Raw genomic sequence first — 26,217 nt, 5'->3', positions numbered from 1 at the left:
AGATGGCAAAAACCATCCAAAGCAGCCCGCAGGTGCTTAATCCATGACGCTGTTGAATCCCCAACTCACCGCCTTCGCCGCCGTGCTCGCCGAGGGGAGCTTCGACGGCGCAGCACACCGATTGTCACTGACCCCTTCAGCCATCTCGCAGCGGATCAAGGCCCTCGAAGATCGCCTCGGCCAGGTGCTTATCCTTCGCTGCAGCCCTTGCCGTGCCACCAGTGCCGGCCAGCGCCTGCTGCGCAGCGTGCAGCAGATGCAGCTGATGGAAGCCGAAACGCTGGGCGAATTCGCCGCGGCTGATCCGGCGAACAAGGCACCGTCGACCATGGCGATTGCGGTGAATGCCGACTCATTGGCCAGCTGGCTGCTACCCGCGCTGGCCGAACTGCATACGCGGCATGGCATGTTGTTCGACATAAAGACAGAAGATCAGGATCACTCCGCCGACCTGCTGCGCGACGGTTCCGTGCTGGGTGCTGTCACGGCCGATGCCAAACCCGTGCAGGGTTGTGCGGTAAAAAAGCTCGGGGTGATGCGCTACCTGCCGATCGCCTCACCGGCCTTCGTTAGGACTTACTTCAGCGATGGCCTCCATGCCGCCGCATTGGGCCATGCCCCGGTACTGACGTTCAATCGCAGGGATACCCTGCAGGCACGATTCATACGCAGCATCACGCGTGCGAAGCTGTTGCCGCCGATCCATTACATCCCGTCGTCGACAGCCTTCGTTGAAGCAGCCGCACTTGGCCTTGGCTGGGCGATGGCACCAGCCACGATGCTGCAAAACCCACTTGCCAACGGCATGCTGCAGACCCTGGCGTCCGATCGCTGGCTGGACGTTCCGATGTATTGGCAGCACTGGACGATCCGTTCGCCGGCACTGTCCCAACTAACCGAAACTTTGCTTCGCGCTGCAGCCAGCGACCTGCAGATTGCCGAAGGAACGAAACATCGGCGCTGATGCCACTCGAATACACGCCACTTCGACGCCAATAAAAAGGCCGCGGCATGACCGCGGCCTTTGCTTGTCACCAGAAAGCGGTGACTTACTGCGTCATCAACTTATTTCGACATCAGTTTGGCAAGTGTCTTGCCCAGATCGGCAGGCGACTTCACCGTGGTGACGCCAGCTTTCTCAAGCGCAGCAAACTTCGCCGCGGCGGTGCCCTTGCCGCCGGAGATGATCGCGCCAGCATGACCCATGCGCTTACCCGCCGGAGCGGACGCACCGGCAATGAACGAGACGACCGGCTTGGTGACGTACTCACCGATGAACTCGGCGGCATCTTCCTCGGCCGAACCACCGATCTCGCCGACCATGATGATGCCTTCGGTCTGCGGATCGTCCTGGAACAGCTTCAGGCAGTCGATGAAGTTGAGGCCGTTGATCGGATCGCCACCGATGCCGATGCAGGTGGACTGACCCAGACCTTCGTTGGTGGTCTGGAACACTGCTTCATACGTGAGCGTGCCGGAGCGCGACACGATACCGACCTTGCCCGGCTTGTGGATGTGGCCCGGCATGATGCCGATCTTGCATTCGCCCGGGGTGATGATGCCGGGGCAGTTCGGTCCGATCAGCACGATTTCCGGATGCTGTGCCAGCACGTTCTTGACGCGCAGCATGTCCAGCACGGGGATGCCCTCGGTGATCGCCACGATCACCTTGATACCGGCATCGATCGCTTCGAGGATCGAGTCGGCAGCGAACGGCGGCGGCACGAAGATCACCGACGCATCGGCACCAGTTTCGAGAACAGCTTCATCGACTGAGTTGAAGACTGGCAGACCGATGTGCTCTGAACCGCCCTTGCCCGGGGTCACGCCACCAACAACCTTGGTGCCGTAATCGATCGCCTGTTCGGCGTGGAAGGTGCCCTGCTGGCCGGTGAAGCCCTGCACGATCACCTTGGTATTTTTGTTGACGAGAACGCTCATGCTTGCATGTCTCCCTTAAGCCTTGGCCGCAGCCACGGCCTTTTGCGCCGCGTCGTTGAGATCGTCGGCCGGCGTGATCGCCAGTCCGGAGTTGGCCAGCAGTTCGCGGCCCTTCTCGACATTCGTGCCCTGCAGGCGAACGATGACGGGGATCTTCAGGCCCACTTCCTTCACCGCGGCGATGATGCCTTCCGCAATCAGGTCGCAGCGCACGATGCCGCCGAAGATATTGACCAGGATGGCGGTGACCTTGTCCGAGGACAGGATCAGCTTGAACGCCTCGGTGACACGTTCCTTGGTGGCGCCGCCGCCGACGTCGAGGAAGTTGGCCGGCTCACCGCCCGCCAGCTTGATCACGTCCATCGTGGCCATGGCCAGACCCGCGCCGTTGACCATGCAGCCGATGCTGCCGTCCATCGTCACGTAATTGAGGTTGTTCTGCACAGCAGCCGCTTCGGCCGCGTCTTCCTGAGTCAGATCGCGCATGGCGCCCAGATCCGGATGACGGAATTCGGCGTTGTCATCCGAATCGACCTTGCCGTCGAGCGCGGCGAGTGTGCCGTCTTCGAGTACGGCGAGCGGATTCAGCTCGACCAGGGCCAGATCTTTCTCGTTGAACAGCTTGTACAAGCCCAGCATGATCTTGGTCAGCTGGTTGACCTGCTTGCCGTTGAGGTCCATCGCAAAACCCAGCTGACGGCACTGATATGGCTGCAGGCCTTCGACGAAGTCGACGACGATGGTGTGGATGTCTTCCGGCGTTTCCTTGGCGACCTGCTCGATGTCCACGCCGCCGTGCTTGGAGGCGATGAACGACACCGACTTGCTGTCGCGATCCACCAGGATCGACAGGTACAGCTCTTTCGCGATGTTGGTCGCGTCGGTGACCAGCACAAGGTTCACCGGCAGCGCACGGCCGGCGGTCTGGTAGGTTGCCATCTTGGTGCCGAGCATGCCCTTGGCGGCAGCGCGGACATCGTCAAGGGTCTTGCAGAACTTGACGCCGCCGGACTTGCCGCGTCCGCCTGCGTGAATCTGCGCCTTGACCATCCACTGCGAACCACCAAGGTGCTTGGCGACATCGACAGCGGCGTCGGGTGAATTGGCAACTTTGCCCGGCGGCACGGCAATACCGTACTGCGCGAACAACTCTTTGGCCTGGTACTCGTGGAAATTCATTCGATACCTCGAGCGAACGGAGAAACTTATGGAGGCCGCACGCAAGCGATCGCGTGGGTCGGGAAGGTCGGACGGCGGAGTGACACGCTGGCGGGGGTGCAGTTTTTCTGCCACGCCAACGAGGGGGAAACCGCGCTGTTCGGCCGCCCATTTTCGCGGAAGCGGGCGGCAATGGAAAGAGCCAGCCGATTTTGCTTGTCTCGCGTGACATTTCCATGCGCTTCGCCGGCCACGTACCGCAGCGGACGATGCCACCTCTATACTCACTGAAATCGCCGCAGAGCATGCCCGCACGTGTCCAGCGCATCATCCCTGACTACCAGCTACGCAGGCGCCCAAACCGTCCGACATGAATTGACGTTTCTCAACGTATTCCGGGTGATCCAGGCGCTGGTCTACGTCAGTCTGGCCTTCACGCCGCTGGGACTGGGCTGGCCCCAGCTGGGTACGTTCAACTTTGCCGGCTACGTGACCACGCTTTATCTGCTGTTCGCGCTGCTATCCCTAGGGCTCACTCGACGCAGCATGGGTTTCGCCAAGCTGGCGGTGTCCGCCGCGCTGGTGGTGGACATTGCCGCGGCCGTGCTGGCCATTTCCGCCATGAACGATGCCCGTATCGGCATTTCCATGATGCTGGCGGTCAACCTGTGCGCAGGCGCACTGATCCTGCCACTGCGGCTGTCCAGTTTCTTCGCGGCGCTGGCCACGATGGGCATCCTGGGGCACACCTTTCTGGAAGCGACCCATGGCGGCCCAGGCGATCGCGATCTACTCGAACCCGCACTTTTTTGCCTCGCCTATTTCGCCGCCACCACCTTGTGTCACGTACTGGGCCGGCAGCTGCGTGCGACCGAAGCACTAGCAGAACAGCGCAGCACCGATCTGGCCAATATGGCGCAGGTCAACGAGCTGATCATCCGACGCATGAAGACCGGCGTTCTGCTGGTCGATGATGCCAACCGCATCCATCAGATCAACGAATCGGCGTGGATGCTGCTGGGCAATCCGGGCGCCGACCAGCGCGACTTGGGTCAACTGGCCCCAGAGCTGTCGCGCCGTCTTTATCACTGGATGACCTCTGGAAAGTTGGACGAAACCGCTACCCAGCTCGCCGATGGCGTGCCCGAGGTGGTCCCGCGCTTCAGCCGGCTGGCACCGAACGACGACTCGCACGTACTGATCTTCCTCGACGACACCTCACTGTTGTCCCGCCGGGCCGAGGAACTCACGCTGACCTCGCTGGGCCGGCTATCCGCCTCGATTGCCCATGAAATCCGCAATCCGCTGGCGGCGATCCGCTACTCGGCACAGCTGCTGGCCGAATCTAAAAGCATGGACAGCACCGACCAGCGCATGGTCGAAATCATTAACAACCACTGCATCCGCCTCAACGAAATCATCGAAAATATCCTGCAGCTGTCGCGACGCGAACGCTCACGACCGGAAACCCTCGATCTCGGAAACTGGGCGCAGGATTTCGTGGCGGAATACAGCGAAGGCAACGACCTGGGCGCCGACTCCCTACGCGTCGTCGCTGCGGCTGGTGCGCCGGTAGCCGCGGTGGCGGACCCGCAGCAGTTGCAGCAGGTGGTCTGGAATCTGGTGCAGAACGCGCTGCGCTACGGCCGCCTGCCCGGCGAACCGGCGCGGGTGATGGTAGTTACCCGACAAGGCGAGCACGGCGTGCCGATCCTGGAAGTGATTGATCGCGGCCCCGGCATTGCGCCAAAAGTCGCGGCGCAGATTTTCGAACCGTTCTACACCACCAATGAGTACGGCACCGGGCTCGGCCTCTATCTGGCCCGTCAGATGAGTGAGGCCAACCAGGCCGCACTCGAATACGTGCGAGTGGCCGGCGGCGGCAGCTGCTTCCGGCTGATTCTGACACCGGCCACCAGCGCGAAATGAGCGGCTGAAGCTGCCACGGCCAGCCCACAGAAGCGAGCACTCAGCTAGGTCGAACGCACGATCAAGGTGACCGGCAAAGTTTCCGATGTCGTGGACTCGCCATTGATCAGGGCCAGCACCTTGCGCGCCAGCAAGGTACCGCCCCCCTGCCAATCCTGTCGCACCGAACTGAGCGGCGGCATGAAGCTCGCCCCCAGCGGCATATCGTCGTAGCCAACGACCGAGACATCGCCGGGTACCGTGTACCCCAGCTCTATGGTGGCGCGAATGGCACCTATTGCCAGCAGATCGCTGCAGGCAAAAATAGCGTCGAAACTTACCCCACGCGCGTTCAGCGAATGCACCGCATCGATGCCCGAGTCCGGCGTGAATTCATCGCGACGCATCAGCAGCGGTTTGATCCCGTGCTTGGCCAGCACATCAACGAAACCATTCAAACGCTCGAAGATTTCCGGGTGACTGGGGTTGCCGATAAACACCGGATGACGGCGGCCGAGCGAAACGAAATGATCTGCGACGATGGCGCCGCCCAGCCGGTTGTCACCGCCAACGACGATTTGCGGGTCGCCTTTCGCGTGGGAACCCCACACCACCATCGGCAGACCCAGCTTGTCGAACCTGCGCACGGCGTCCTGATGCACGCCCTGCCCGAGCAGGATCAGTCCGTCGGCTGCCTGCACCGCTGCCGCCGTAGCGCCTTGGCGGGTGGTGAGCAGCACGCTGTAACCCGCAGCAGTCAACTCCTGTGAAATACCGCCGAGCAGCACCAGCGGATACGGATCGAACATCGTGCGTTCGCTCGACGGCTTCATTTCCACGATCACCGCCACCGTATGGCTGCGGCGTAGCCTCAGGTTGCGCGCGCTGACGTTAAGCTTGTAGCCGTGCTCGCGCGCCAGCGTCTGGATCTGTTCGCGGGTTTTTGGCGTGACCAGCGGGCTGTCGCTCAGCGCCCGCGACACGGTAATTTTCGAAACGCCCGCCAAATCGGCCAGATCGGCCATGGTCAAGCTCATCGAACCCAACGGATCCGGCTGCTTTTTGCCCGTCCGACTCAAGACTCAGCCCCCTAGCTTCTTGCTCAGCATTTTTATTGGCCTGCCTTAGGTTCCGCGAAAACCGCTGAATCGCAGGAGCACCTAAGGTACCGGATGGCGCGACGCAGCAATGTCTTGCAGTTTGGCTAGTTGCAACCCATTCGTCCATGGCGGCTTAGCTGGCCGTCGTTCGAATTCCCGAATTGCCTGTCACGGCCTCTTTTTCTTTTGCGCTACACCCCATCTGCAGTGGCGCCTCAGCAAATGATAACGATATCTTGATAACGATATCATTTGCTGGCAAGCTCGCCGCCATTCGACGGAAGATCATGCGTCTTCCCCCGTAGTGCCTTCACCAAAAGTCAGCGTGAGCTCGTGGACATGCAAGTAGCAACACAGGGGAAAACTTCCGAGCTGGCCGCTTTCAACGCCCTATCCGTTGATCCGTGGCGGGTCGTTCGCCGCGGCAACAACCCTGCCGATTTCGCCCAGGAAGAGAGCTTGTTCGCCCTGGCCAATGGTGCACTCGGTGTGCGCGGCGGGCTCGAAGAGTATCCAAGCGCAACCCAGGGCAGCTTCCTGGCGGCGGCGTGGGAACGCTCGCCGATCAACTATCACGAACGCTTTACCGGCTATGCCCGCACCACCGATACGCGCGTGCCCGTTGCCGATGCCACCGGCATCCGCCTGCAACTCGGCAACGCGCCAGTCCGGCTGAGCGAGGGCGAGTGGCTCGGCTTCGAGCGGATGCTGGACCTGCGTAGCGGCTGCTATCGGCGCGAGTTGAGCTGGCGCGCGCCAACCGGCGCCACACTGGAAATCACGGCACAACGCATCGTGGCACTGGATGAGCCCGGCCTGCTGGCGATCCGCTATCAGGTGACGTCGGTCGACTACACCGGGCCCATCAGCCTGGAATCGACGATCAACACGGCCCACGGTGCAGCCAGACAGGGCGACGACCCCCGTATTGGCGCGCATCTGCACGGTGGCTTGCAGATGATCGATGCCCAGGCCGGCGACGCCCTCAGCTGGGTCAGTCAGCAAACCGCAAACAGCCGCATCCGCCTTGTCTGTGGGCAGCAGCATCAGCTGCAGAACGACAGCCTGCGTTTTCATGATGCCTCCTCCGCACCCGATGGCGTATCCCAGGTCTTTGCCGGCATGCTGACGCCGGGCGAGAGCGTCACGTTGGAAAAATACGTGGCCTACGCCTGGTCATCTCCCGGCGATGACGAGCCGAATCTGACCCTGGTCGGCCAGGTCGAGCAAACCCTGCAAGCGAGCGTGGCGATCGGTTACTCGGCACTGCTGGCTCGACAGATCCACACGCTCGAACAGTTCTGGCGCGAAACCGATCTCGCTGTCAGCGATGCCGAGATCGAGCAGGCGCTGCGCTTCAACATGTTCCACCTGTTCCAGTCCAGCGGACGCGACGGCACCAGCAGCACGGCGGCCAAAGGCCTCACCGGCGAAGGTTACGAGGGCCATTATTTCTGGGATGCCGAAGCTTTCATGCTGCCAGCGCTGGTATCAACAGCACCGCAACTCGCACGCAGCATGTTGGCCTACCGCTATCAGACACTCGACCGCGCACGTTTGCATGCGCGCGAACTGGATCATCCGCGCGGTGCGTTGTACGCGTGGCGCACGATCAGCGGTGATGAATGCTCGTCGTATTTTCCCGGCGGCTCGGCGCAGTACCACATCAATGCCGACATCGCGTGGGCGATCCGCCTGTACATCGATGCCACCGGCGATAACGCCTTCCTGCTGTCGCAGGGTGCCGAGATGTTGTTCGAGACGGCCCGGATCTGGCTGGCCATCGGCCACTTCAGCGCACGCCAGGATGGTGCCTTCTGCATCCACGAAGTCACCGGTCCCGACGAATATTCCGCACTGGTCGACAACAACCATTACACCAACCGCATGGCGCAGCGTCATCTGAATGACGCCGCCGCCGTCGCAGCGCAGATGGCCGCAGCGCATCCCGACGATTACGCCGCACTCGCCGCGCGCATCGATCTGCAGGCCAACGAAGTGGCGCAGTGGCAGTGTGCCGCCGACGCGATGTATCTGCCGGTCGACGCCAAACTCCATATCTTTCCCCAGGACGACGGCTTTCTCGACAAGCCGCGGATGCCGGCAGAACTGGCAGATGCTCCGAACGATCAACCGCTGCTGCTGCGCCTGCATCCATTGAGCATCTATCGCCGCCAGGTATGCAAACAGGCAGACACCGTGCTGGCGCTGATGCTTGCCGGCGAACATGTCGATGCGCACGCCAAGCGTCGCAATTTCGACTACTACGAAGGCGTCACCGTTCACGACTCGACACTGTCAGCATCGACCTTCGCCGTCATCGCTGCCGAGGTCGGTCATGCGGCCAAGGCTTATCAGTATTTTCTGGATACGTTACGGGTCGACTTGGATGATCTGCACGGCAACGCTGCGCACGGCATCCACATGGCAGCGATGGCCGGCAGCTGGCTGGCACTGGTCTGGGGCTTCGGAGGTTTTCGGGTACGCGACGAGCAGCCATCACTTGCACCGCAATTGCCAGAGGCATGGACCAGCTATCGCTTCGGACTGCGCTGGCGCGATGCACACCTACGCGTCGACGTAAATCAGGATGGCGTGCTGTACACCCTTACCGACGGCAATGCACTGACGTTTTTACACGCCGGCGTTACGCAACAGCTGCAGGCTGGCCAATCGCTGCGTCTGCCTTGCGTCAATGCGCCAGCAGTCCGGCACACCTTGCCACGTCCGCTGAAAGCCGTGATCTTTGATCTGGACGGCGTCATCGCCGACACCGCCGTCGTGCATCACGCGGCATGGAAACAACTTGCCGACGAAATTGGCGTCGACTTCGACGATACCGTTGGCGAACGCCTGAAAGGTGTCGACCGGCTGGCCTCGCTGGATATCGTGCTGGAACGTGCGACACGTCAGTACACACTTGAAGAAAAGCTCGCACTGGCCGCACGCAAGAACGACTACTACCGCGAACAGGTACAGCATTTCGGACCGCAGCATCTGCTGCCCGGTGCGCGTGCCGCGATCGAGTCAGTGAAAAAAGCCGGGCTCAAGACCGCATTGGCATCGGCCAGCAAGAACGCACCACTGCTGCTGGAACGGCTGGGTATCGCCGAGTTGTTTGACTACGTGGTTGATGCAAACCGGATCAGTCGCTCCAAGCCTGATCCGGAAATTTTTCTCGCTGCGGCAAGCGCCCTTGGTGTGTCACCGGGCGAGTGTCTTGGCGTGGAGGACGCTGCGGCTGGCATCGCCAGCATTCATGCCGCGGGGATGGCGGCGGTAGGGATCGGACAGGCGCACGCGCTGCCCGATGCGGATGTGGTGTTGCCGGACGTCGCTGCATTCGACATCGGCATGTTTACAACCATTTGAACGGCGAACCTGGTGCGGCCGCACCTCAAGCATGCGACGAAATCATAAATAAACTGGTGGGGAGTAAAAACCTAATGAACAAAAAACAGCTGATCCGATTGACTCTGTCCGCGGCCATCACAGCCATCCTGATGTCGGGTGCCGTGATGGCACAGGACAATCAGCAACCGCAAGACGCAAATCCGAACGCACTGCAACCTACGAAGAAAAACCCGCAGCAAGCCACCAATGCCGCCGACACAAAGAACCTGCAGCAGGTTGTGGTCACCGGCACGGCCACCAGTGGCGGCGTGAAGAAGATCGATGCCAGCTACTCGGTCACCACGGCGACGGCACAGCAGATCAAAGAAGCCAATCCCAAGAGCTCGGCCGATTTGCTGAAGATGTCACCCGGCGTCTATCCGGAGTCCTCCGGCGGCCAGACCGGCGCGAATATCGAAGTCGCCGGCTTCCCGGGCGGCGGCGATGCGCCATACGTCACGTTCCAGTTGAACGGCTCGCCGCTGTACCCGATGTCGACGTTGTCGTTCATGGACAACTCCTCGATGTTTCGTCTCGACGACACCATCGATCGGGCGGAAATTGTGCAGGGCGGCCCCGCCGTGTTGTACGGCAATGGCCAACCGGGCGTGACCGCGAACTTCATCCTCAAACAAGGCACCGAAGTGCCATCGGGCGATGTGGGCTTGACCTACGGCTCCGAAGGCATGGAGCGTCTGGACGGCTTCTATGGCTTCCAGATTGCACCCAGCTGGTACGCCAGCATCGGCGGCTTCTATCGCAAGTCCGATGGTGTACGCGACCCGCAGTTCGCCGCAGACAATGGTGGTTCGCTGACCGCAACGCTGACGCATGACTTCGACAACGGCGGCACGTTGATGTTCTATGCGCGCGACCTGAAAGACCACAACCAGTTCGTCACCGACACGCCGATCCTCAACCCGAGCAAGGGGCAGTTCTCCGACTATCCGGGCTTCAACGCGCTGACCGGTACCTTTGGCAGCAATGCAGATCGCTACACGACGATCCAGACCACGCCCTGCTATACCACCGGCTGCACGCCCGGCAGCCGGAACCTCGATCTGGCTAAAGGGCGTGGTGCCGACGTACACATGTTCGGTGGCAACTTCGACATGGACCTCGGTGACGGCTGGTCGATTTCGGACAAATTCAATCTGACTGGCGGTCAGATGAACACGATCTCGTTCTTCAGCACCGGCAACAATCCGACCACGCTGGCCAGCTACATCTCGAGCGCTGAGACCGCTGATGGACTACCCGCCGGCCTGACCGCTACCGCCAAATACGCCAACGGCGGCACGGCCAATATGAATGAGAACGTCACCACGCAAGGCCTGTGGTATGTACACAAGAACATTCAGGCCATCAGCAATGAGTTCCATATCAGCAAGGAACTGTTCGACGGCAACACGCTGACATTCGGCAATTACGAGGCCGTCTACAACGACCACGATACCTGGTACCTGGGCAACAACGTGCTGTTGCAAGCCAAGAGCAACCCGAATCCGGTCGTAGTCACCCTGAGCAACGGCACTAATACCTACAACCTGACCAACTCGCAGGGCTTGGCAAGCGGTCCGTCCACCGCCGTCTACGAAGCCTGGAATGCAACCAACACGGCGTTCTTCCTCACCGATTCGTGGAAGGTCGGCCAATGGCTGTTCGACGCCGGTGTGCGCGAAGAACACCAGGAGGCGAATGGTCGAGTGCAAAACACCGCTACGGGTGACCTGGATAACAACCCCTACACGCTCTACAACAATGGCTCGACCTACCTCGTAGCCGGAAATACCTATATCCCCTACTCGAAGACGGCACCATCGTGGACCATCGGCGCCAACTACGAATTCAACGACAACATGAGCGCCTATGTGCGCATCAATGATGGCGTTCACTTCCCTGGCTTCGACGATCTGCGCGGCGACCCGCAGCAGCCGGTGCAGAAGATCCACAATATGGAGCTGGGCTTCAAGCTCCAGAACGACTGGAGCTATACCAGCGTCAGTGTCTATCGCAAGCTCTTCTACAATGTCCCCTACACCACGACGACGGATACGGGCCAGTTCACGATCGACTACGGCTCTGAAACCAAGGGCGTCAACCTGCAAACCACGGTCAAGCCATTCGACCATTTCACCGTCGCGCTGACCGGCGATTACATGGATGGCCATTACACTCATGACTCCGGCTGCACGCCGTACACCACGCAGGCTGGCCTCGCTGCGTGCACGAGCATCAACGGAATGGTTCTGCAGCGTCAACCAAAGTACCAGGGTCGCGTGACCCCAGCGTACGAAGTGCCGACCGGTTGGGGCGGTATGAAGTTCTGGCTCACCTACGAGTACGTGGGCGCTCGCTATGGCGACCTGATCGAACAGCAGCCGCTGGGCCATTACTACGACCTTAGCTTCGGTGTGAGTGCCGATATCGGTCAGTACTGGGATCTCAGCCTGCAAGGCACCAACCTGACCAACCAGACCGGCATCACCGAAGGCAACGCACGTCTATTCGGCTTTGCCAGCACCGATGGCGTCATTCTGGCTCGCTCGATCGAGGGCCGTGAGGTCAACTTCCAGGTGAAGTACAAGTTCTAAGCGGCCATCCACAGCCCGGGTCACACCGTTTCTCGTGGTGGCGTCACTGTAGGCGGAGCCCTCACTCCGCCTACATACTCGCTGTGATGCTGCAGCTCAACATCTGGCGCGTTGTCCGCAAGGTGATCCGTGTGGCAATCCCGAAAGATTCACGATGAGCAGAACCCCATGAACCGATTTCGCATGATCGCCGCGCTGGTGTTGATCTACATGATCTTCGCGATCCTCCTCAACAGCGTCGGCACGGTGATCCTGCAATCCATCGCCACGTTCGGCATCGACAAGCCCGAAGCCAGTTCGCTCGAACGCTACAAGGATCTGTCGATTGCACTCACGTCGTTTCTGGTCGCATCGTTTATTCCGCTGGCAGGTTACAAGCGATCGATGATGCTTGCGCTGGCCATCGTCGGCGGCGCCTGCCTGCTGATGCCGATCTACCCCACTTTCCTGACCACGCGACTACTGTTCGCTTGCGTGGGCATTTCGTTCGCACTGGCCAAGGTCGGCGTGTATTCGTCGATCGGCCTGCTCACCACCGACAAGACCGCACACTCGCGGCTGACCAATTTCATCGAAGGCATGTTCATGGTTGGTGTGCTGTCCGGCAACTGGATCTTCAGCGGTTATGTCGATCGCGCGCATCCGGGCAATCCGGTGTGGTTCAACGTCTACTGGCTGCTGGCCGGATTATGTGCGGCAGTGATCGCACTGCTGGCCACCAGCACATTGGATGAGAGTCCCGCCCATTCGCATGGGCACAACAACTCGTTCGTCGATTCACTGATGGAAATGTTTCGTCTGTTCGTGCGCCCGCTGGTCTATGTGTTTCTGGCCTCGGCATTTCTCTATGTGCTGATCGAACAGAGCTTCGGCACCTGGCTGCCGACATTCAACAACGAAATTCTCAAGCTACCCAACGCCATGAGTATCCAGTTTGCCAGCATCCTCGCCGGGATGACCGCGCTGGGCCGCATCGGCGCAGGTATCGTGCTGAAACGCGTGCGCTGGTATGTGCTTCTGAATGTCTGCGTGATCAGCATGGGCGTGCTGGTCATCGTGGTGTTGCCGCTGGCACGTGGCGTAGTGGCACGAACGGATATCAGCTGGTTCAACGCACCGACCGCTGCCTATCTTATTCCACTGATCGGCCTGCTGATGGCGCCGATCTATCCGGTCATCAACTCGGTCGCTCTGAGCTCGCTACCCAAGCCAATGCACGCAGCCATGACCGGTCTGATCGTGGTGTTTTCCGCGCTCGGCGGCACACTGGGCTCATACATTACGGCCAGAGTCTTCTCCAGCTTCGACGGTATTCATGCCTTCTACTTTTCACTGATACCAATGGGCCTGGTGCTGATCACGCTGTTCTTTTTCAAGCGTGAAACTGATCGCGCCGTTGTGTCGGCGCCGGTGACACTGGTCGCAAAATAATCCCGTACATACCCATGAATTTCACCACTCAGCTTGGCACTACCGCTGTATTCAAAACGGAAATGACATGACGCTTACCCATCGACTCCTGTCGCCTCTGATCGTCGCGCTCGCTTTCAGCGCACCCGTGGTGACCCATGCAGCCACCGATCCGAGCTTCGTGCTGACCGCGACATCGAAGAATTTCGACAACTATTTCCCGAGCTATCTGGCCAACGGCTATTTCTCGACGATGACTTCGGTGCGCGGCAGCGAAGCCAATCTCGCCTACATGGTTGCGTTCATGGATTACGCCAAGGACGACATCGCTCGCCCTGCAGCGATTCCCGGCTGGAGCGGCATCGATTACAGCACCGGCAAATCCACCGCCGGCGAGTTCTGGCTCAACCGCACTCTGCTCAGTGACAAGTCCTTCAGTGATTACCAGCAGACGCTGGACATGCACAACGGCACGTTGACCACGCGCTACCGTTACACCGACGACAGCCAGAAATCCACGCGCATCGAAATCACTACCTTCGTCAGCCAGGCGGATACGCATCTGGCCGCGACGCGTATCACGATCACACCGGAATTCGACGGCACCGTGCAGCTGTCGTTTCCGCTGAATATCTGGGCGCCGCATCAGCCACGCTTCCCTATCGGCAAGATGACCGGCGACGAGATGCTAGCCGCCGTGGCCGCGAATAACATGTCGGTGACCGAACCGGTCAACTATCGCACCGCCGATCGTGCGCCGGTCTGGTATCACGGCGATACAAACGTCTCGAACGATGACGGCAGTACGAAGGATTTGACCTTGCAACTCGACGGCAAGGCCGAGCAAGGCTTGCACATGGCCGAGGCCGCAGCGATCGAACTGCCCAAAGGCATCAAGCCCAGTGACATCACGCTGGACAAGAGCACCTACCAACTCGCGCTCAACATGAAAGTGCCCGTGCACAAAGGCCACGCCTACAGCTTCACCAAGTACGTGGCGATGTCGCGCGAAAGCTGGGGCGGAGACGCGTCAGCCACCGCTGCACTGGCTAAAAAAGCGCGCAGCACCGGCTTCGACAAGCTGCTCGTTGCCCATCAGATCGCGTGGCACACCCTGTGGCAGTCGGACATCGTGATCGACGGCGATGCCAAAGTGCAGCAGGCCGTGCATTCCGATCTGTATTACCTGCTGTCCAATTCCACCAGCGGCACAGCGTGGCCGATGGGCGCCTGCGCGCTGACGCCCAACTACGCTGGCCACGCGTTCTGGGATTCCGATTCGTGGGTGTTCCCCGCCCTGCTGCTGCTGCACCCGGACCGCGCGAAACCCATCGTGATGTTTCGCCATCGCACCATGCAACCAGCACGCGAACGAGCCATCCAGTATGGCGCCAAAGGCACCATGTATCCGTGGGAAGCCGATCCGGAAACCGGCATCGATTACACACCACATTTTGCCTACGGCGTGTTCCGCGAGATTCACGTCAATGCGGATGTCGCCATCGCGCAGTGGCAGTACTACCTCGCCAGCGGTGACAGCGCCTGGCTGAAGGCCAACGGCTGGCCGGTGATCAAGGAGGTCGCCGACTTCTGGGTAAGCCGTGTCAACTATGACAAGGCAAACGACCGCTACGAGATCCTGCACGTCACCTCGCCCGACGAAGCCTACGATGACGTGCCGAATGACTCCTTTACCAACGCGGCCGCACGCAAGGCGCTGGACATTGCCACTGCAGCAGCCATCAAGGTTGGGGCATCGCCCGATCCACAGTGGGCCGACATCTCGAAGAAGATGTACATCCCGTTCGATGCCAAAGCGCAGCGCCATCTCGATTTCGATGCGTCGGTGCCGCATGACAAGATCACCTGGATGGGCTCGTCGCTGGCATGGCTGATGTACCCCAACCTCGATTTGCCGATGTCGCCTGAAATCCGCAAGAACGACTTCGATTTTCAACTGGAAGAACTCAAAGTCCACGGCAACGACCCGAACGAAATGATGATGGTGATGCTCGCCACCGCCGCCGCCGAAGTAGGCGATGGCAAGACCGCCGGCGAATGGCTGCAGCGCAACCTGGTCGGTTTCCTCAAGCCGCCTTACAACGTGCGTAGCGAAACCGCATCCAACAATGCCGGCTACATACTCGCTACCTCGGCAGGCTTTGTGCAGAGCCTGGTTTACGGACTCAGTGGCTTGCGTATCGACGATAACGGTCTCACCGAAGCCTATGCGCCCGCACTGCCACCGACGTGGAAATCGCTGACTCTCAAACACATTACTTTTCGCGGCAAGCGCTACGACATCACGATCGATCGCGATGCCAACGGCAAAACCCGACTGACCCGACTACCGCGCTGACGCGTCGACTTTGTATTCCGAACCATATCGAGGAATCCATCTTGAAACTGACCCGCTATCGCCACACCGTATCCATCGCCATCCTGGCCTGTCTGTTTGGCGCTCCCGTGTTTGCCGATAGCCAACAACCCGGCATCGACAAGAGCGGCACCGTAACCGGGCCAGCGTTTGCCATTCCCTATTCGACCTATGCCTCGCCGGAAGCCGCAAAGATGTTCCAGCAGGTACTGGCAGACGGCAAGAAAACCCCATCGCTGCTTTTGGGCATCGAACCGAGTCGCACGTTCTACGACAAGATCAATACCGACCGCGCCAACCGTATGCAGAAGATCTATCCGGTGACTATTCATGCCGAGACTATCGGCGGTGTTCACACCGATGTGGTGCTGCCTGCCGGAGGTATCGCCGCGGCACAGAAAAAGCGCGTACTGATCAACCTGCATGGCGGTGCCTTTCTGTGGGGTGCGCACAGCGGCGGACTGGTCGAATCCATCCCCATCGCGAACCTCGGCAAAATCAAGGTGATCACGGTCGATTACCGCGAAGGCCCGGAGCATGTTTTCCCCGCTGCCAGCGAAGACGTGGCAGCCGTCTATACCGCCCTACTGAAACAATACCAGGCAAAAAACATCGGCATCTACGGTTGTTCCGCCGGCGGTGTGCTGACCGGCGAAGCGGTCGCGTGGATGATTTCAAAAAAGCTCCCGGTGCCTGGCGCCATCGGCACGTTCTGCGGCTCCATCGCCGAGTTCAGCGGCGACTCGGTATATACGGCACCGATACTCAACGGTCAGGCAGTACCCAATGCCCCGCTCAAGCTGGCCAGCCTGCCGTATTTCGCCGGCGCCAAGGCCGACGACCCACTGGTATTTCCGGCGAACTCACCCGCACTGCTGGCCAAGTTTCCACCCACGCTGCTGATTACCGGCACGCGCGATTTCTCGATGAGTTCGGAATTGCAAAGCCAGCGCCTGCTCGATGATGCCGGCGTATCTGCCGAGTTGCACGTGTGGGACGGCATGTGGCACTCGTTCTTCTCCGATCCAGAGATGCCCGAATCGAAAGAAGCCTACGCGGTGATAGTGAATTTTTTCGATCGCCATCTGGGCCGCTAGATATTAACGAAGGGTGGCGCTGACAGTGACTCGCGTCGCCTCTCGCCCGCAAGCTGATGACAGTCTTTGCCCTGCAGAGCACAGGCGGGTATTCTCTTACAAACCTACTGCTGCACGGCTTGCCATGAGCTTACAGACCGTTCTGGTCATTGACGACGAACGCGACATCCGCGAACTGCTCACCATTACTCTTGGGCGGATGGACCTGCAGGTTGACGCTGTAGGCACCGTAGCTGAAGCGCGCAAAGCCCTCGCCGAGAAGACCTATGACCTGTGTTTCACCGACATGCGACTGCCTGACGGTGATGGACAGGAGATCATCGAGCTGATTTCCGACAGCACGCCGGATACGCCGGTCGCGATGATTACCGCCTATGGCAACGTGGACGCAGCGGTCAACGCACTCAAGGCCGGAGCCTTCGACTTCGTTTCCAAGCCGGTCGATATCCAGATGCTGCGTGGTCTGGTACGCACGGCGCTGAAGCTTGCCGAAGAAAAGCGTAACGGCAGCGGCACGGCGAAAACCGGCGACTCCAGCGATCGGCTGATCGGCGACTCGCCGGCGATGCAGCAGGTGCGCGCCACGATCGGCAAACTGGCGCGCAATCAGGCGCCGGTATACATCGCCGGCGAATCTGGCGTCGGCAAAGAGCTGGTCGCGCGACTGATCCACGAACAAGGCCCGCGCGCCAGCGGTCCGTTCATTCCGGTCAACTGCGGCGCCATTCCCTCCGAGCTGATGGAAAGCGAATTTTTCGGCCATCGCAAAGGCAGTTTTACCGGCGCCAGCAGCGACAAGGAAGGCCTGTTTCAGGCAGCACAGGGCGGCACACTGTTTCTCGACGAAGTAGCCGAGCTGCCATTGCATATGCAGGTGAAGCTGCTGCGTGCGATCCAGGAAAAAGCGGTACGCTCGATCGGCGGCCGCGACGAGATTCCGGTCGACACGCGCATTCTTTCCGCCACTCACAAGAATCTGGGTCAGCTCGTTGAACAAGGCCAGTTCCGGCAGGATCTGTTCTATCGCATCAATGTGATCGAGCTGCGCGTGCCACCGCTGCGCGAACGTCGCGGTGACGTGCCGCAGCTTTCGGCATATATCCTGAAAGCGCTGGCGGGCAAGAGTGGTGAAGCGGTTGGCCAGCTGCTGCCCGCGGCACGTCAGGCGCTTGAGGCTTACGAGTTTCCCGGTAACGTGCGCGAGCTGGAAAATATTCTCGAGCGCGCAATGGCCATGTGCGACGGCAACAGCATCGACGCGGATGATCTGATGCTGCCACAGCGCGCGCCGCGCCAGACTCATCAAGAAGGCGCTCCGGGCAATAACCTGCAGCAGGCAGCACCTTCGCAGGTTGTCGACAGCAACGGCGGTCTCGACGACTACATCAGCAACCTTGAGCGCACCGCCATCGTCAAGGCGCTGGAGGAGTCGCGCTACAACAAGACCGCGGCTGCCAGAAAGCTCGGCATCACGTTCCGCGCACTGCGTTACAAGCTGAAAAAACTCGGCATCGACTGACGCTGAAAATCACGCGTCAGTTTTGCCATTTCAGTCCTGGACTCGGTACGCCGATTACTTCTCTGCACCGGCAGCCAGCAGTGCCTTGTTGAGTGTCTTTAGAAGTACCTGTGTGGTGATCGGCTTGTTCATCACGTAGAGGTGATCGAACGGCGGTAGCTCGTGCAGATCCGGCGGCGCTTCGGGGCGACCGAGCAGGATCACAGCACCGCTGTAACCATGTTCGGTCAAGGCCGCCAAGGTGCGCACGCCGGTATACAGATTCATGTCGGCATCCAGCACGACCAGATCCGGCAGGCCACAGGCCTCGATCCACTGCAGGGCCGCGGTGCCGCTCTGACTGGCGTGCGCCTCGTAGCCGTAGGAGTCGAGCGTGTCGACCATCAGCGATAGCTGACCGGCCTCTTCCACCACGACCAGAACGCGTTCACCGGAACCTTCGAGACCATCCTTGCTGCCCTGCTCGCTATCGGCAGTAAGTACTTCCAGTGGGATATACAGATCAAAACGGGTACCTTTACCTGGCTCGCTGTTCACCCGCATCACGCCGCCGTGCGTGCTGACGATGCGCTTGCACGACAGCAGACCGAGGCCGGTGCCGGTCTCCTTGGTGGTGAAAAACGGCTCGAACAGTCGCTCCAGCACGTCCTGACTCATGCCGATACCGCTGTCGACCACGCTCATGCGAAGGTAGTTTCCCTTACCGCGCCTTGGATGCTCCTCCGGCAAAAAGAAATCCAGCGGCAGCTGGATCTGCGCCGTTTCGATGCGCAGGTTGCCACCGTCCGGCATCGCCTGAATCGCGTTGAGGCAAAGATTCAGCAGGCACTGCTGCAACTCGGTGTGGTTGCCTTCGAACAACAATTCCGGATCCTCGATCGCCAGTTCCATCGCGACCGAGCGCGGTATGCTGCCCTGGAGAAGCAGATCGAGCGCATTGAGCAACGCACCCAGACGCACCTCTTCCGCGCGTCGCGCACCACGCGCAAACGACAGCATCGACTGCACCATGTCCAGGCCACGCTTGCCACAATCACGCACCAGCTTGCCCAGCCGCGCCAGTCGCGGATCGTCCTGATAATCCTGCAAGCTATCGCCAGCCAGCAGCAGTGGTTGCAAGAGGTTGCGCAGATCGTGGCTGAGGCCACCGGCCAGCATCGCCAGGCTCTCAAAGCGCTGTGCGCGGATCAGCTCGGCTTCGGCGCGACGGCTGGCGCGGCGCGCATCGGCCTCGGCCAGGGCGCGGCGAACGGCGCTGGCCAGTCGCGCCGGGTTCTGCTTGAGGATGTAATCGGTGGCGCCATTTCGCAATGCTTCGATCGCGGCATCTTCGCCCAAGGTGGCGGAGACAAAAATAAAGGGGAGATCCTCATCGCGCTGGCGCAGCAGCTCCAGCGCATGCTGGCCGGAAAACCCCGGCATGCTGAGATCGGACAGCACGATGTTCGGCTTGAACTCGTCAAGCGCGGCGACGAAACGCGGCGCATCGTCGACCAGTTGCACTTCGTAGGCAATGCCATCCTCATCGAGCTGCGCCAGCACAAGCTCGGCATCGAGCGCGCTGTCCTCGACCTGTAACACGCGAATAGATGGCGTGGATTGAATCTGTCGGTTTGGCATGGGGGTTTCCAGAGAACTGACTCAGCTTTACCAGAAACTGTGCAACCGCGTTACACGAATAAGTGCGATCGCAACGCTGTTGGCAACTAAAGGTTTCGCAACTTTAAATCGACCATTCATTCTTGCTCACGCCATCGCTCCTTGCACAATCACTCTTTTTCCGGCGATTGATTGAGCACCGCCCAGAACTGACCGAGCGTGCGCACCGCCTCGAAAAACTGGTCCACGTCGACCGGCTTGATCACGTAGGCGTTGGCGCCCAGATCCCAGCTGCGCGCCAGATCGCTCTCTTCGCGCGAAGAGGAAAGGATCACCACCGGGATGCGCCGAAAGCGATCGTCGCCGCGCATCTGTGTCAGCACGTCCAGGCCATTCATGCGCGGCATCTTGATATCCAGCAGCACCACCGCCGGGTCACCGGTCTGACGGCCGTCGAACGCACCACGGCAATACAGATAGTCGAGGCACTCCACGCCGTCCTCCACGTGCACCACCGGGTTGGCCAGATGTGCGCCGCTCAGCGCATCCAGTGCCATTTCGGCATCGGCAGGGCTGTCTTCAACCAGCAGGATGGTACGCAGATCACGCTTGTTCATACGCGGCTCTCATTCGTTGAAGCTGATGCTCCCGCCAGATCAGTGGCCGGTAGCGAAAAATGGAAGTTTGCGCCTTTGCCCAGCTCGGCGTCAGCCCAGACGCGGCCACCGTGGCGGCCCACGATGCGCCGCACATTGGCCAGACCGATGCCGTTGCCGACAAACTCGGAAGCGCGATGCAGGCGCTGAAAAACGCCAAACAGCTTATCAGCGTACTGCATGTCGAAGCCTGCGCCATTGTCAGCCACGGTGAACTCGTAATCACCGTTGGCGCTCTGCTGCACTCGCACCGCGATCGTGGCGACTTCGCGCTGTGCAGTGTACTTGACCGCGTTACCCAGCAGGTTCTGCCAGACCGTGCGCAGCATGTTCTCATCGCCGATCACCATCGGTAGCGGCGCCAGATCCCACACGATGCGGCGGTCATGCACACCCGATTCGATGATCGCCTTGGACTCTTCGACCACGGTCTGCATGTCCACCGCCTGCAGACGCAGCGCACCACGACCAAGCCGCGAGAACACCAGCAGGTCGTCAATCAGCTGGGCCATGCGCTGCGCCGAGCCGGAAATCACCTCGATGTAGTGGGCCGCCTTTTCATCCACATGTTCGCCCAGATGATGCTCCAGCTTGCGGGCGAAGCCGGAAATATGGCGTAAAGGCGCGCGCAGATCGTGCGAAACCGAGTAGCTGAATGCCTCGAGTTCGCGGTTAACGTCAGAGATCTGGCTGATCTTGCCTTCCAGCTGATGATTGAGCTCGCCTACTTTCTGCTCGACCAGCGCGCGGGCGGTGATATCGCTTACCGTCAGCAGCAGCGTCGGCGCGTCGGCCTCGCGTTGCTGCAGCCGTCGGGCATTGATCACCACGTACCGATCTTCACCGTCGGCCGTGCGCTGGGTCATGTCGTAATCCCACAACTCGCGATCGCGCAACAGCACGTCCCTGAGCCGTTGCTGCAGGATCGGATCGCTCCAGGCACCGTGACCGACCTGCATCAACGGCTGCGAGTGCTCTCGCGGGTCCATCTGATACAACTCACTGAAGGCCGTATTGACCAGCAACGCATCCAGCTTGTCGTCGAACAGGGCGATGGGCTCACGCACCGCCTGCAGAATCTGCTGCGAGCGCATCACCGCACTGCTCTCGCGGGTTTCCGCCATCAGGCGGCGGCCAATCTGCCGCTCGGACATCACCACAATGATCGCCAGCAGCAACAGCTGCGCCAGCGCCGTAACCCCAAGCACGATCTTTCCGTTCATCGACTCGTGATTGGCGGCGGCCCGCCGGGATTCCAGCAGCATGTCCTCGTTTTTCACGATCGCCGCGATCTGCGGGTTGATCTTGAACAGGTCGCCAGCGTCGCGCAGCGATTGCCGGGCACCTGCGGCATTGGCCTGCTGTATTCGCACCATGGCCTGATTCATGAGGGTAACTCGGCCATTGACACTACTCTCCAGCGAACCAATCAGGATTTGCTGGTCGGGGTTATCCCGCGTCATCTCACGCAACTGCGACAACAGGCCCGTCACACCGGTACTGGCGCGATCGGCGCGCATCTGTGTCGTTGGATTGCCGTCACCGACCAGCATCCGGTAAGTCGCCGCCTCACTGTCGCGAACCAGATAGGCGACCTCGTAAGTCACTGACTTGACGGCGTTGGAATGCGCTACCCAAGCTGTCGCTTCCTGGGTCTGATGCAGGTTGTTGAGCGTGACGAGATACGGCAGCCCGACAATGATGAAGATGGCGACCAGCAGGCCAGCGATACGCCAGTTCACGATATCCCTGGCTTTCATGTGAGTCGCGTCATCGGTCGATCTTCAAAATCGGGCATCAGCACATTTTGGCATGTTTCCGCTGGCCGCCGAGCCGCTTCGCCCACGCGTCGAGTGAACGCCACCATTCACCCCGGCAATGACTCAATGACCATAGCGACTGGTCGCCGATGGCCGCGCGGCAATGCCCGTTCCCCAAGTCTTGCTCGGCTCGGCCTGCATGCTGAAGTGCAGCTCGCCGCCGGCAAGAATCTCGGCGTGATGCAGATACACCCGATCCAGTGGTTTGCCGTTGAGCGTCACCGCACCAACGTAGGGATGCGCGTCGTCCAGGGGGTCGGCGCTTACGCTGAAGGTATGGCCGTTGCTCAAGTGGATCGATGCATGCGCCACGAACGGTCGCCCGATCGCGTATTCGACGCTGCCCGGGGTCACCGGGTAGAACCCCAGCGCAGTGAAAATGTACCAGGCCGACATCTGGCCCAGATCGTCATTGCCGGTCAGGCCGTCCGGCCGCGATGCGTACTGGCTGTCCATGATCTGCTTCAACCGTTGCTGTGTCTTCCACGGTGCGCCGGCATAGTCGTACAGATAGGCGATATGGTGGCTGGGCTCGTTGCCATGCGCATACCAGCCGATCAGCCCAGTGATGTCCTCCACGTCCTTGAACTGTGCCGGATCGACCTTGGCGTCGAATACCTGGTCGAGTTTGGCGGTGAACTTGGCGTCGCCGCCGAAGGCGCCGATCAGCCCGGCCACATCCTGCGGCACGTACCAGGAGTACTGCCAGGCATTGGCTTCGGTGTAGTCGCTGCCGTAACCGGCGAAGTTCGGATCGAACGGCTCACGGAACTGGCCATTGCTCAACCGCGCACGCATGAAACTGGTTTTCGGATCCCACACATGGCGCCAGTTACCGGCGCGCTGCTCGAATGTCGCCGCGATGTCGGTCTTGCCCATCGCCTTGGCCATCTGTGCCAGCGACCAGTCGTCGTAGGCATATTCCTGGGTCTTGGATGCGCCTTCCACTTCCTTGTCGATCGGGACATAGCCGAGTTTCATGTAATCACCCAGATCGCCGTACGGTGCATAGGTCGCGCTGGCGACCATCGCGCGCATCGCGGCCTCGGCGTCGAAGCCGCGCACGCCCTTGATGTAGGCATCGGCGATTATCGGCAGCGCGTGATAGCCGGTCATGCACCACGTTTCCAGCCCCTGATACGCCCACACGGGCAGGATGCCGAACGGACTGGCTTCACGCGCGGCGATCAACGAACGGATGAACAGCGTGCTGAGATCCGGCCGCAGCAGCACCATCAACGGTTCCTCGGCGCGGTAGACATCCCACATCGACCAGGTGGAATAGAAGTTGAAGTCACCATTGGCATCGTGCGCGCGATGCACGGCGTGATCGGGGCCACGGAACTCGCCATTGACGTCCGTGCTCAGTGTGGGCGCGAGCATGGCGTGATACAGCGCGGTGTAGAAACTCGTCGTTGCGGCCTTGGAGCCTTCCACGTCAATCACCGCCAGCGCCTTGTTCCAGGCCGCTGTTGCCGCGGCCCGGCGGGCGTCAAAATCCCAGCCAGCGCCATCCTGGTCGAGATTGGCGACCGCGTTGACCTCACTCACGGTCGAGATAGCCACCTTCACTTCCAGCGGCTGTTTCAGCTGGCCGAAATCGAAGGAGGCCACCAGCGCACGGCCGTTCTGTGCATCCTTGTCTTGTGGCTGATTGCCCGGTCCGGCGAAGCCCTTATAGACGTTATCGGTCTCGCGGTTGTACAGCTCGCGCGACGTCATTGGCTGCGAGAAGCGCATCGCGAAACACAGCTCGCGCCCGGGCGCCCAGCCGCGCGTGGTGCGGCAGCCGGTGACCGTACCGTCGGGTTCCACGCGCAGATGCGCCCACAGCACCTTGCCGGCGTAATCGTAGATGCTCGGGCGAAGATCCAGCAGCACATGCGCCGGCTTGCCCTCGGGAAACGTGTAGCGATGCCAGCCGATCCGCTGCCCAGCCGTAAGCTCCGCGCGCACACCATAATCGGCAAGTGTCACCGCGTAATAACCCGCCTGCTCAACTTCAGTGTCGTGCGAAAAACGCGAGCGGTAGCCGCTGCCCGGCTGGGTGGCATCACCCGGCTCCAGCCTCACGTCACCCGCGATCGGCATCACCAGCACATCGCCAAGATCCGAGTGACCCGAGCCGGAAAAATGCGTGTGCGAGAAGCCCATGATGGTTGGGTCGTTGTACTGATAGCCGGCCGCCCATTTATAGGCGTGCTTGAAATCCGGCATCGCCGTATCCGGGCTCAGCTGGATCATGCCGAACGGCACCGTCGCGCCCGGATAGGTATGGCCGTCGCCACCGGTACCGATGCGTGGATCGACATCGGCGGCATGGCCGACAGGCGCACTTTCGGCCTGCGCAGGGATGACGGGTCCCGCCATGAATAGCATGGAACTGATCAGCCAATACGACATGCGGCGCGAGCAAAAAGTCATTTCAACCTCGGATTAACTGTCAGTCATGGCATCAACCAGTTGCAGCACGCTAGCATTCACCACTAGCCCAGTGCATGCTGCGTCGCGGCGTGTGTAACGGCGCCGATAAGTTACATTTGGATCGTTCCAACATCTGCATCGTCGCTATTTCGCAGAGTACCGTGCCCAACCATCCACCCATCCACCGCAAGGTTACCTTGAACGATATTGCCGCCGGCTGCGCGCTGTCGCGGGCAACGATATCGCTGGTATTGCGCGGCAGTCCGCTGGTCAACCGGGATACACGGGCGCGCGTCGAGCAGGAGTTGCGGCATCAAGGCTATGTCTACAACCGCGCCGCGGCCAACCTGCGCCGGCGCACCTCGACCAGCATTGCGCTGGTACTGAACGACTTGGCCAATCCCTTCTTCGCCGAATTCGCCGCCGGCGTCGACGAAGCACTCGGCGAGGCAGGCTACGTTACGCTACTGGGCTGCACCGGCGAATCGGCGGCACGCGAACAGACCGTGCTGAGCTCGCTGCTGGAACACGGCCCGGCCGGCATCATTCTGTCGCCCGCCGAACACAGCAACGCAGAAGACGTCTTGGCCGCCGTTGGCCCAAGGTCACCGCTGCTGCTGTTCAACCGCGAGCTGGACGGCGCCGTTCCCGAATCCGCACCCTGGGATCACCTGATGCTGGACAACCAGTACGGCGCACGACTGGCCACCGAACATCTGATCGAGCGCGGCCATCGTCACATCGCCTTTTTCGGCGGTCATCACGACTCCAGCTCCTGCAGGCAGCGCCGTGTCGGTTTCATCCAGGCGATGCACGCGGCGGGATTGCCGGTCGAATCGAAATGGCAAATTGAATGCGCGCCGACTCGCCTCGAAGCCGCGCATCAAACAACGGCACTGTTTGCGGGGGATACCGCCCCCACTGCAGCGGTTTGCTACAACGATGCGGTGGCGCTGGGGCTGATGCTTGGCCTCAATCAGTGTGGACTGCGCCCAGGCAAGGATTTCGCATTGACCGGTTTTGACGACATTGCCGAAGCAGCACTGGGCATGCCACCGCTCACGACCTTGTCCACCGCGCCAAGCGAGCGCGGCAGGCAGGCCGCGCAACTCATGCTGCAGCGCCTGCACGAACCGCATACGCCGAATTGCCAAACCATTGCGCCGGTGAAGCTCGTTATACGTGCCAGCAGTTGTCCGCCACCCTTTCTCTGATCAAGCC

At 60.6% G+C, this 26,217-nt stretch carries 16 protein-coding genes; 9 read left to right on the top strand and 7 right to left on the bottom strand.

Annotation, left to right across the window (positions count from 1 at the left end; translation table 11 throughout):
* Positions 1–43: 43 nt before the first annotated feature.
* Positions 44–964: a LysR family transcriptional regulator ArgP gene (locus HDE80_RS10450; protein ID WP_184670577.1), complete on the top strand. Its 921-nt coding sequence runs from the start codon at positions 44–46 to the stop codon at positions 962–964.
* A gap of 101 nt (positions 965–1,065) precedes the next feature.
* Here HDE80_RS10450 and sucD read toward each other — a convergent pair whose 3' ends face one another.
* Positions 1,066–1,941, bottom strand: a complete 876-nt coding sequence (gene sucD, locus HDE80_RS10445) for a succinate--CoA ligase subunit alpha (protein ID WP_179477745.1) — start codon at positions 1,939–1,941, stop codon at positions 1,066–1,068.
* A gap of 15 nt (positions 1,942–1,956) precedes the next feature.
* Complete coding sequence (gene sucC / locus HDE80_RS10440) at positions 1,957–3,150, bottom strand: ADP-forming succinate--CoA ligase subunit beta (protein WP_345776442.1); 1,194 nt, start codon at positions 3,148–3,150, stop codon at positions 1,957–1,959.
* 264 nt (positions 3,151–3,414) lie between these two features.
* Between sucC and HDE80_RS10435 the strand changes: the two genes are divergently transcribed.
* Positions 3,415–5,028, top strand: coding sequence for a HAMP domain-containing sensor histidine kinase (locus HDE80_RS10435; RefSeq protein ID WP_184670575.1), 1,614 nt, complete (start codon positions 3,415–3,417; stop codon positions 5,026–5,028).
* A 44-nt stretch (positions 5,029–5,072) separates the two neighbouring features.
* Here the strand turns inward: HDE80_RS10435 and HDE80_RS10430 are convergent, their stop codons facing one another.
* Positions 5,073–6,044 (bottom strand): LacI family DNA-binding transcriptional regulator, encoded by a 972-nt coding sequence (locus HDE80_RS10430; RefSeq protein WP_255483671.1) that lies wholly within the window; start codon positions 6,042–6,044, stop codon positions 5,073–5,075.
* A gap of 402 nt (positions 6,045–6,446) precedes the next feature.
* On the opposite strand from HDE80_RS10430, the gene pgmB reads away from it, so the two are divergent.
* The 6 genes from pgmB (at position 6,447) to HDE80_RS10400 (ending at position 18,497) form a co-directional block, all read left to right on the top strand.
* On the top strand, positions 6,447–9,479 hold the full coding sequence (gene pgmB, locus HDE80_RS10425) for a beta-phosphoglucomutase (protein WP_184670573.1): 3,033 nt from the start codon (positions 6,447–6,449) through the stop codon (positions 9,477–9,479).
* A 74-nt stretch (positions 9,480–9,553) separates the two neighbouring features.
* The gene (locus HDE80_RS10420) at positions 9,554–12,094 is read left to right on the top strand and encodes a TonB-dependent receptor (protein WP_184670571.1); all 2,541 of its coding nucleotides are present in this window, start codon (positions 9,554–9,556) and stop codon (positions 12,092–12,094) included.
* 168 nt (positions 12,095–12,262) lie between these two features.
* Positions 12,263–13,525 (top strand): MFS transporter, encoded by a 1,263-nt coding sequence (locus tag HDE80_RS10415; protein WP_255483670.1) that lies wholly within the window; start codon positions 12,263–12,265, stop codon positions 13,523–13,525.
* 67 nt (positions 13,526–13,592) lie between these two features.
* Positions 13,593–15,863, top strand: coding sequence for a glycoside hydrolase family 65 protein (locus HDE80_RS10410; RefSeq protein WP_184670569.1), 2,271 nt, complete (start codon positions 13,593–13,595; stop codon positions 15,861–15,863).
* Between the two features lie 41 nt (positions 15,864–15,904).
* Positions 15,905–16,978 carry an alpha/beta hydrolase gene (locus HDE80_RS10405; protein WP_255483669.1) on the top strand — a complete coding sequence of 358 codons (1,074 nt, stop codon included), beginning with the start codon at positions 15,905–15,907 and terminating at the stop codon, positions 16,976–16,978.
* A 124-nt stretch (positions 16,979–17,102) separates the two neighbouring features.
* Positions 17,103–18,497, top strand: a complete 1,395-nt coding sequence (locus tag HDE80_RS10400; protein ID WP_184600708.1) for a sigma-54 dependent transcriptional regulator — start codon at positions 17,103–17,105, stop codon at positions 18,495–18,497.
* 54 nt (positions 18,498–18,551) lie between these two features.
* Here the strand turns inward: HDE80_RS10400 and HDE80_RS10395 are convergent, their stop codons facing one another.
* The 4 genes from HDE80_RS10395 to HDE80_RS10380 form a co-directional block, all read right to left on the bottom strand.
* The gene (locus tag HDE80_RS10395) at positions 18,552–20,117 is read right to left on the bottom strand and encodes a response regulator (protein WP_184670567.1); all 1,566 of its coding nucleotides are present in this window, start codon (positions 20,115–20,117) and stop codon (positions 18,552–18,554) included.
* A 149-nt stretch (positions 20,118–20,266) separates the two neighbouring features.
* Positions 20,267–20,713 carry a response regulator gene (locus HDE80_RS10390; protein ID WP_184600706.1) on the bottom strand — a complete coding sequence of 149 codons (447 nt, stop codon included), beginning with the start codon at positions 20,711–20,713 and terminating at the stop codon, positions 20,267–20,269.
* A complete protein-coding gene (locus HDE80_RS10385) occupies positions 20,710–22,512 on the bottom strand; it encodes an ATP-binding protein (protein ID WP_184600705.1) in 1,803 nt (600 codons plus the stop codon). The genes HDE80_RS10390 and HDE80_RS10385 overlap by 4 nt, the downstream gene beginning before the upstream one ends.
* Before the next feature lie 123 nt (positions 22,513–22,635).
* Positions 22,636–24,942, bottom strand: coding sequence for a GH92 family glycosyl hydrolase (locus HDE80_RS10380; protein ID WP_255483697.1), 2,307 nt, complete (start codon positions 24,940–24,942; stop codon positions 22,636–22,638).
* Positions 24,943–25,157: 215 nt separating this feature from the next.
* Here HDE80_RS10380 and HDE80_RS10375 point away from each other — a divergent pair, with 215 nt between their 5' ends.
* Positions 25,158–26,210 (top strand): LacI family DNA-binding transcriptional regulator, encoded by a 1,053-nt coding sequence (locus tag HDE80_RS10375; RefSeq protein ID WP_345776441.1) that lies wholly within the window; start codon positions 25,158–25,160, stop codon positions 26,208–26,210.
* The last annotated feature ends 7 nt before the right edge of the window (positions 26,211–26,217 follow it).

The sequence above is a fragment of the Rhodanobacter sp. A1T4 genome, assembly GCF_014207185.1.
GTDB lineage: Bacteria > Pseudomonadota > Gammaproteobacteria > Xanthomonadales > Rhodanobacteraceae > Rhodanobacter.
The sequence above is the reverse complement of the archived record's forward strand: the minus strand, read 5'-3'. Positions and strand labels throughout refer to the sequence as shown.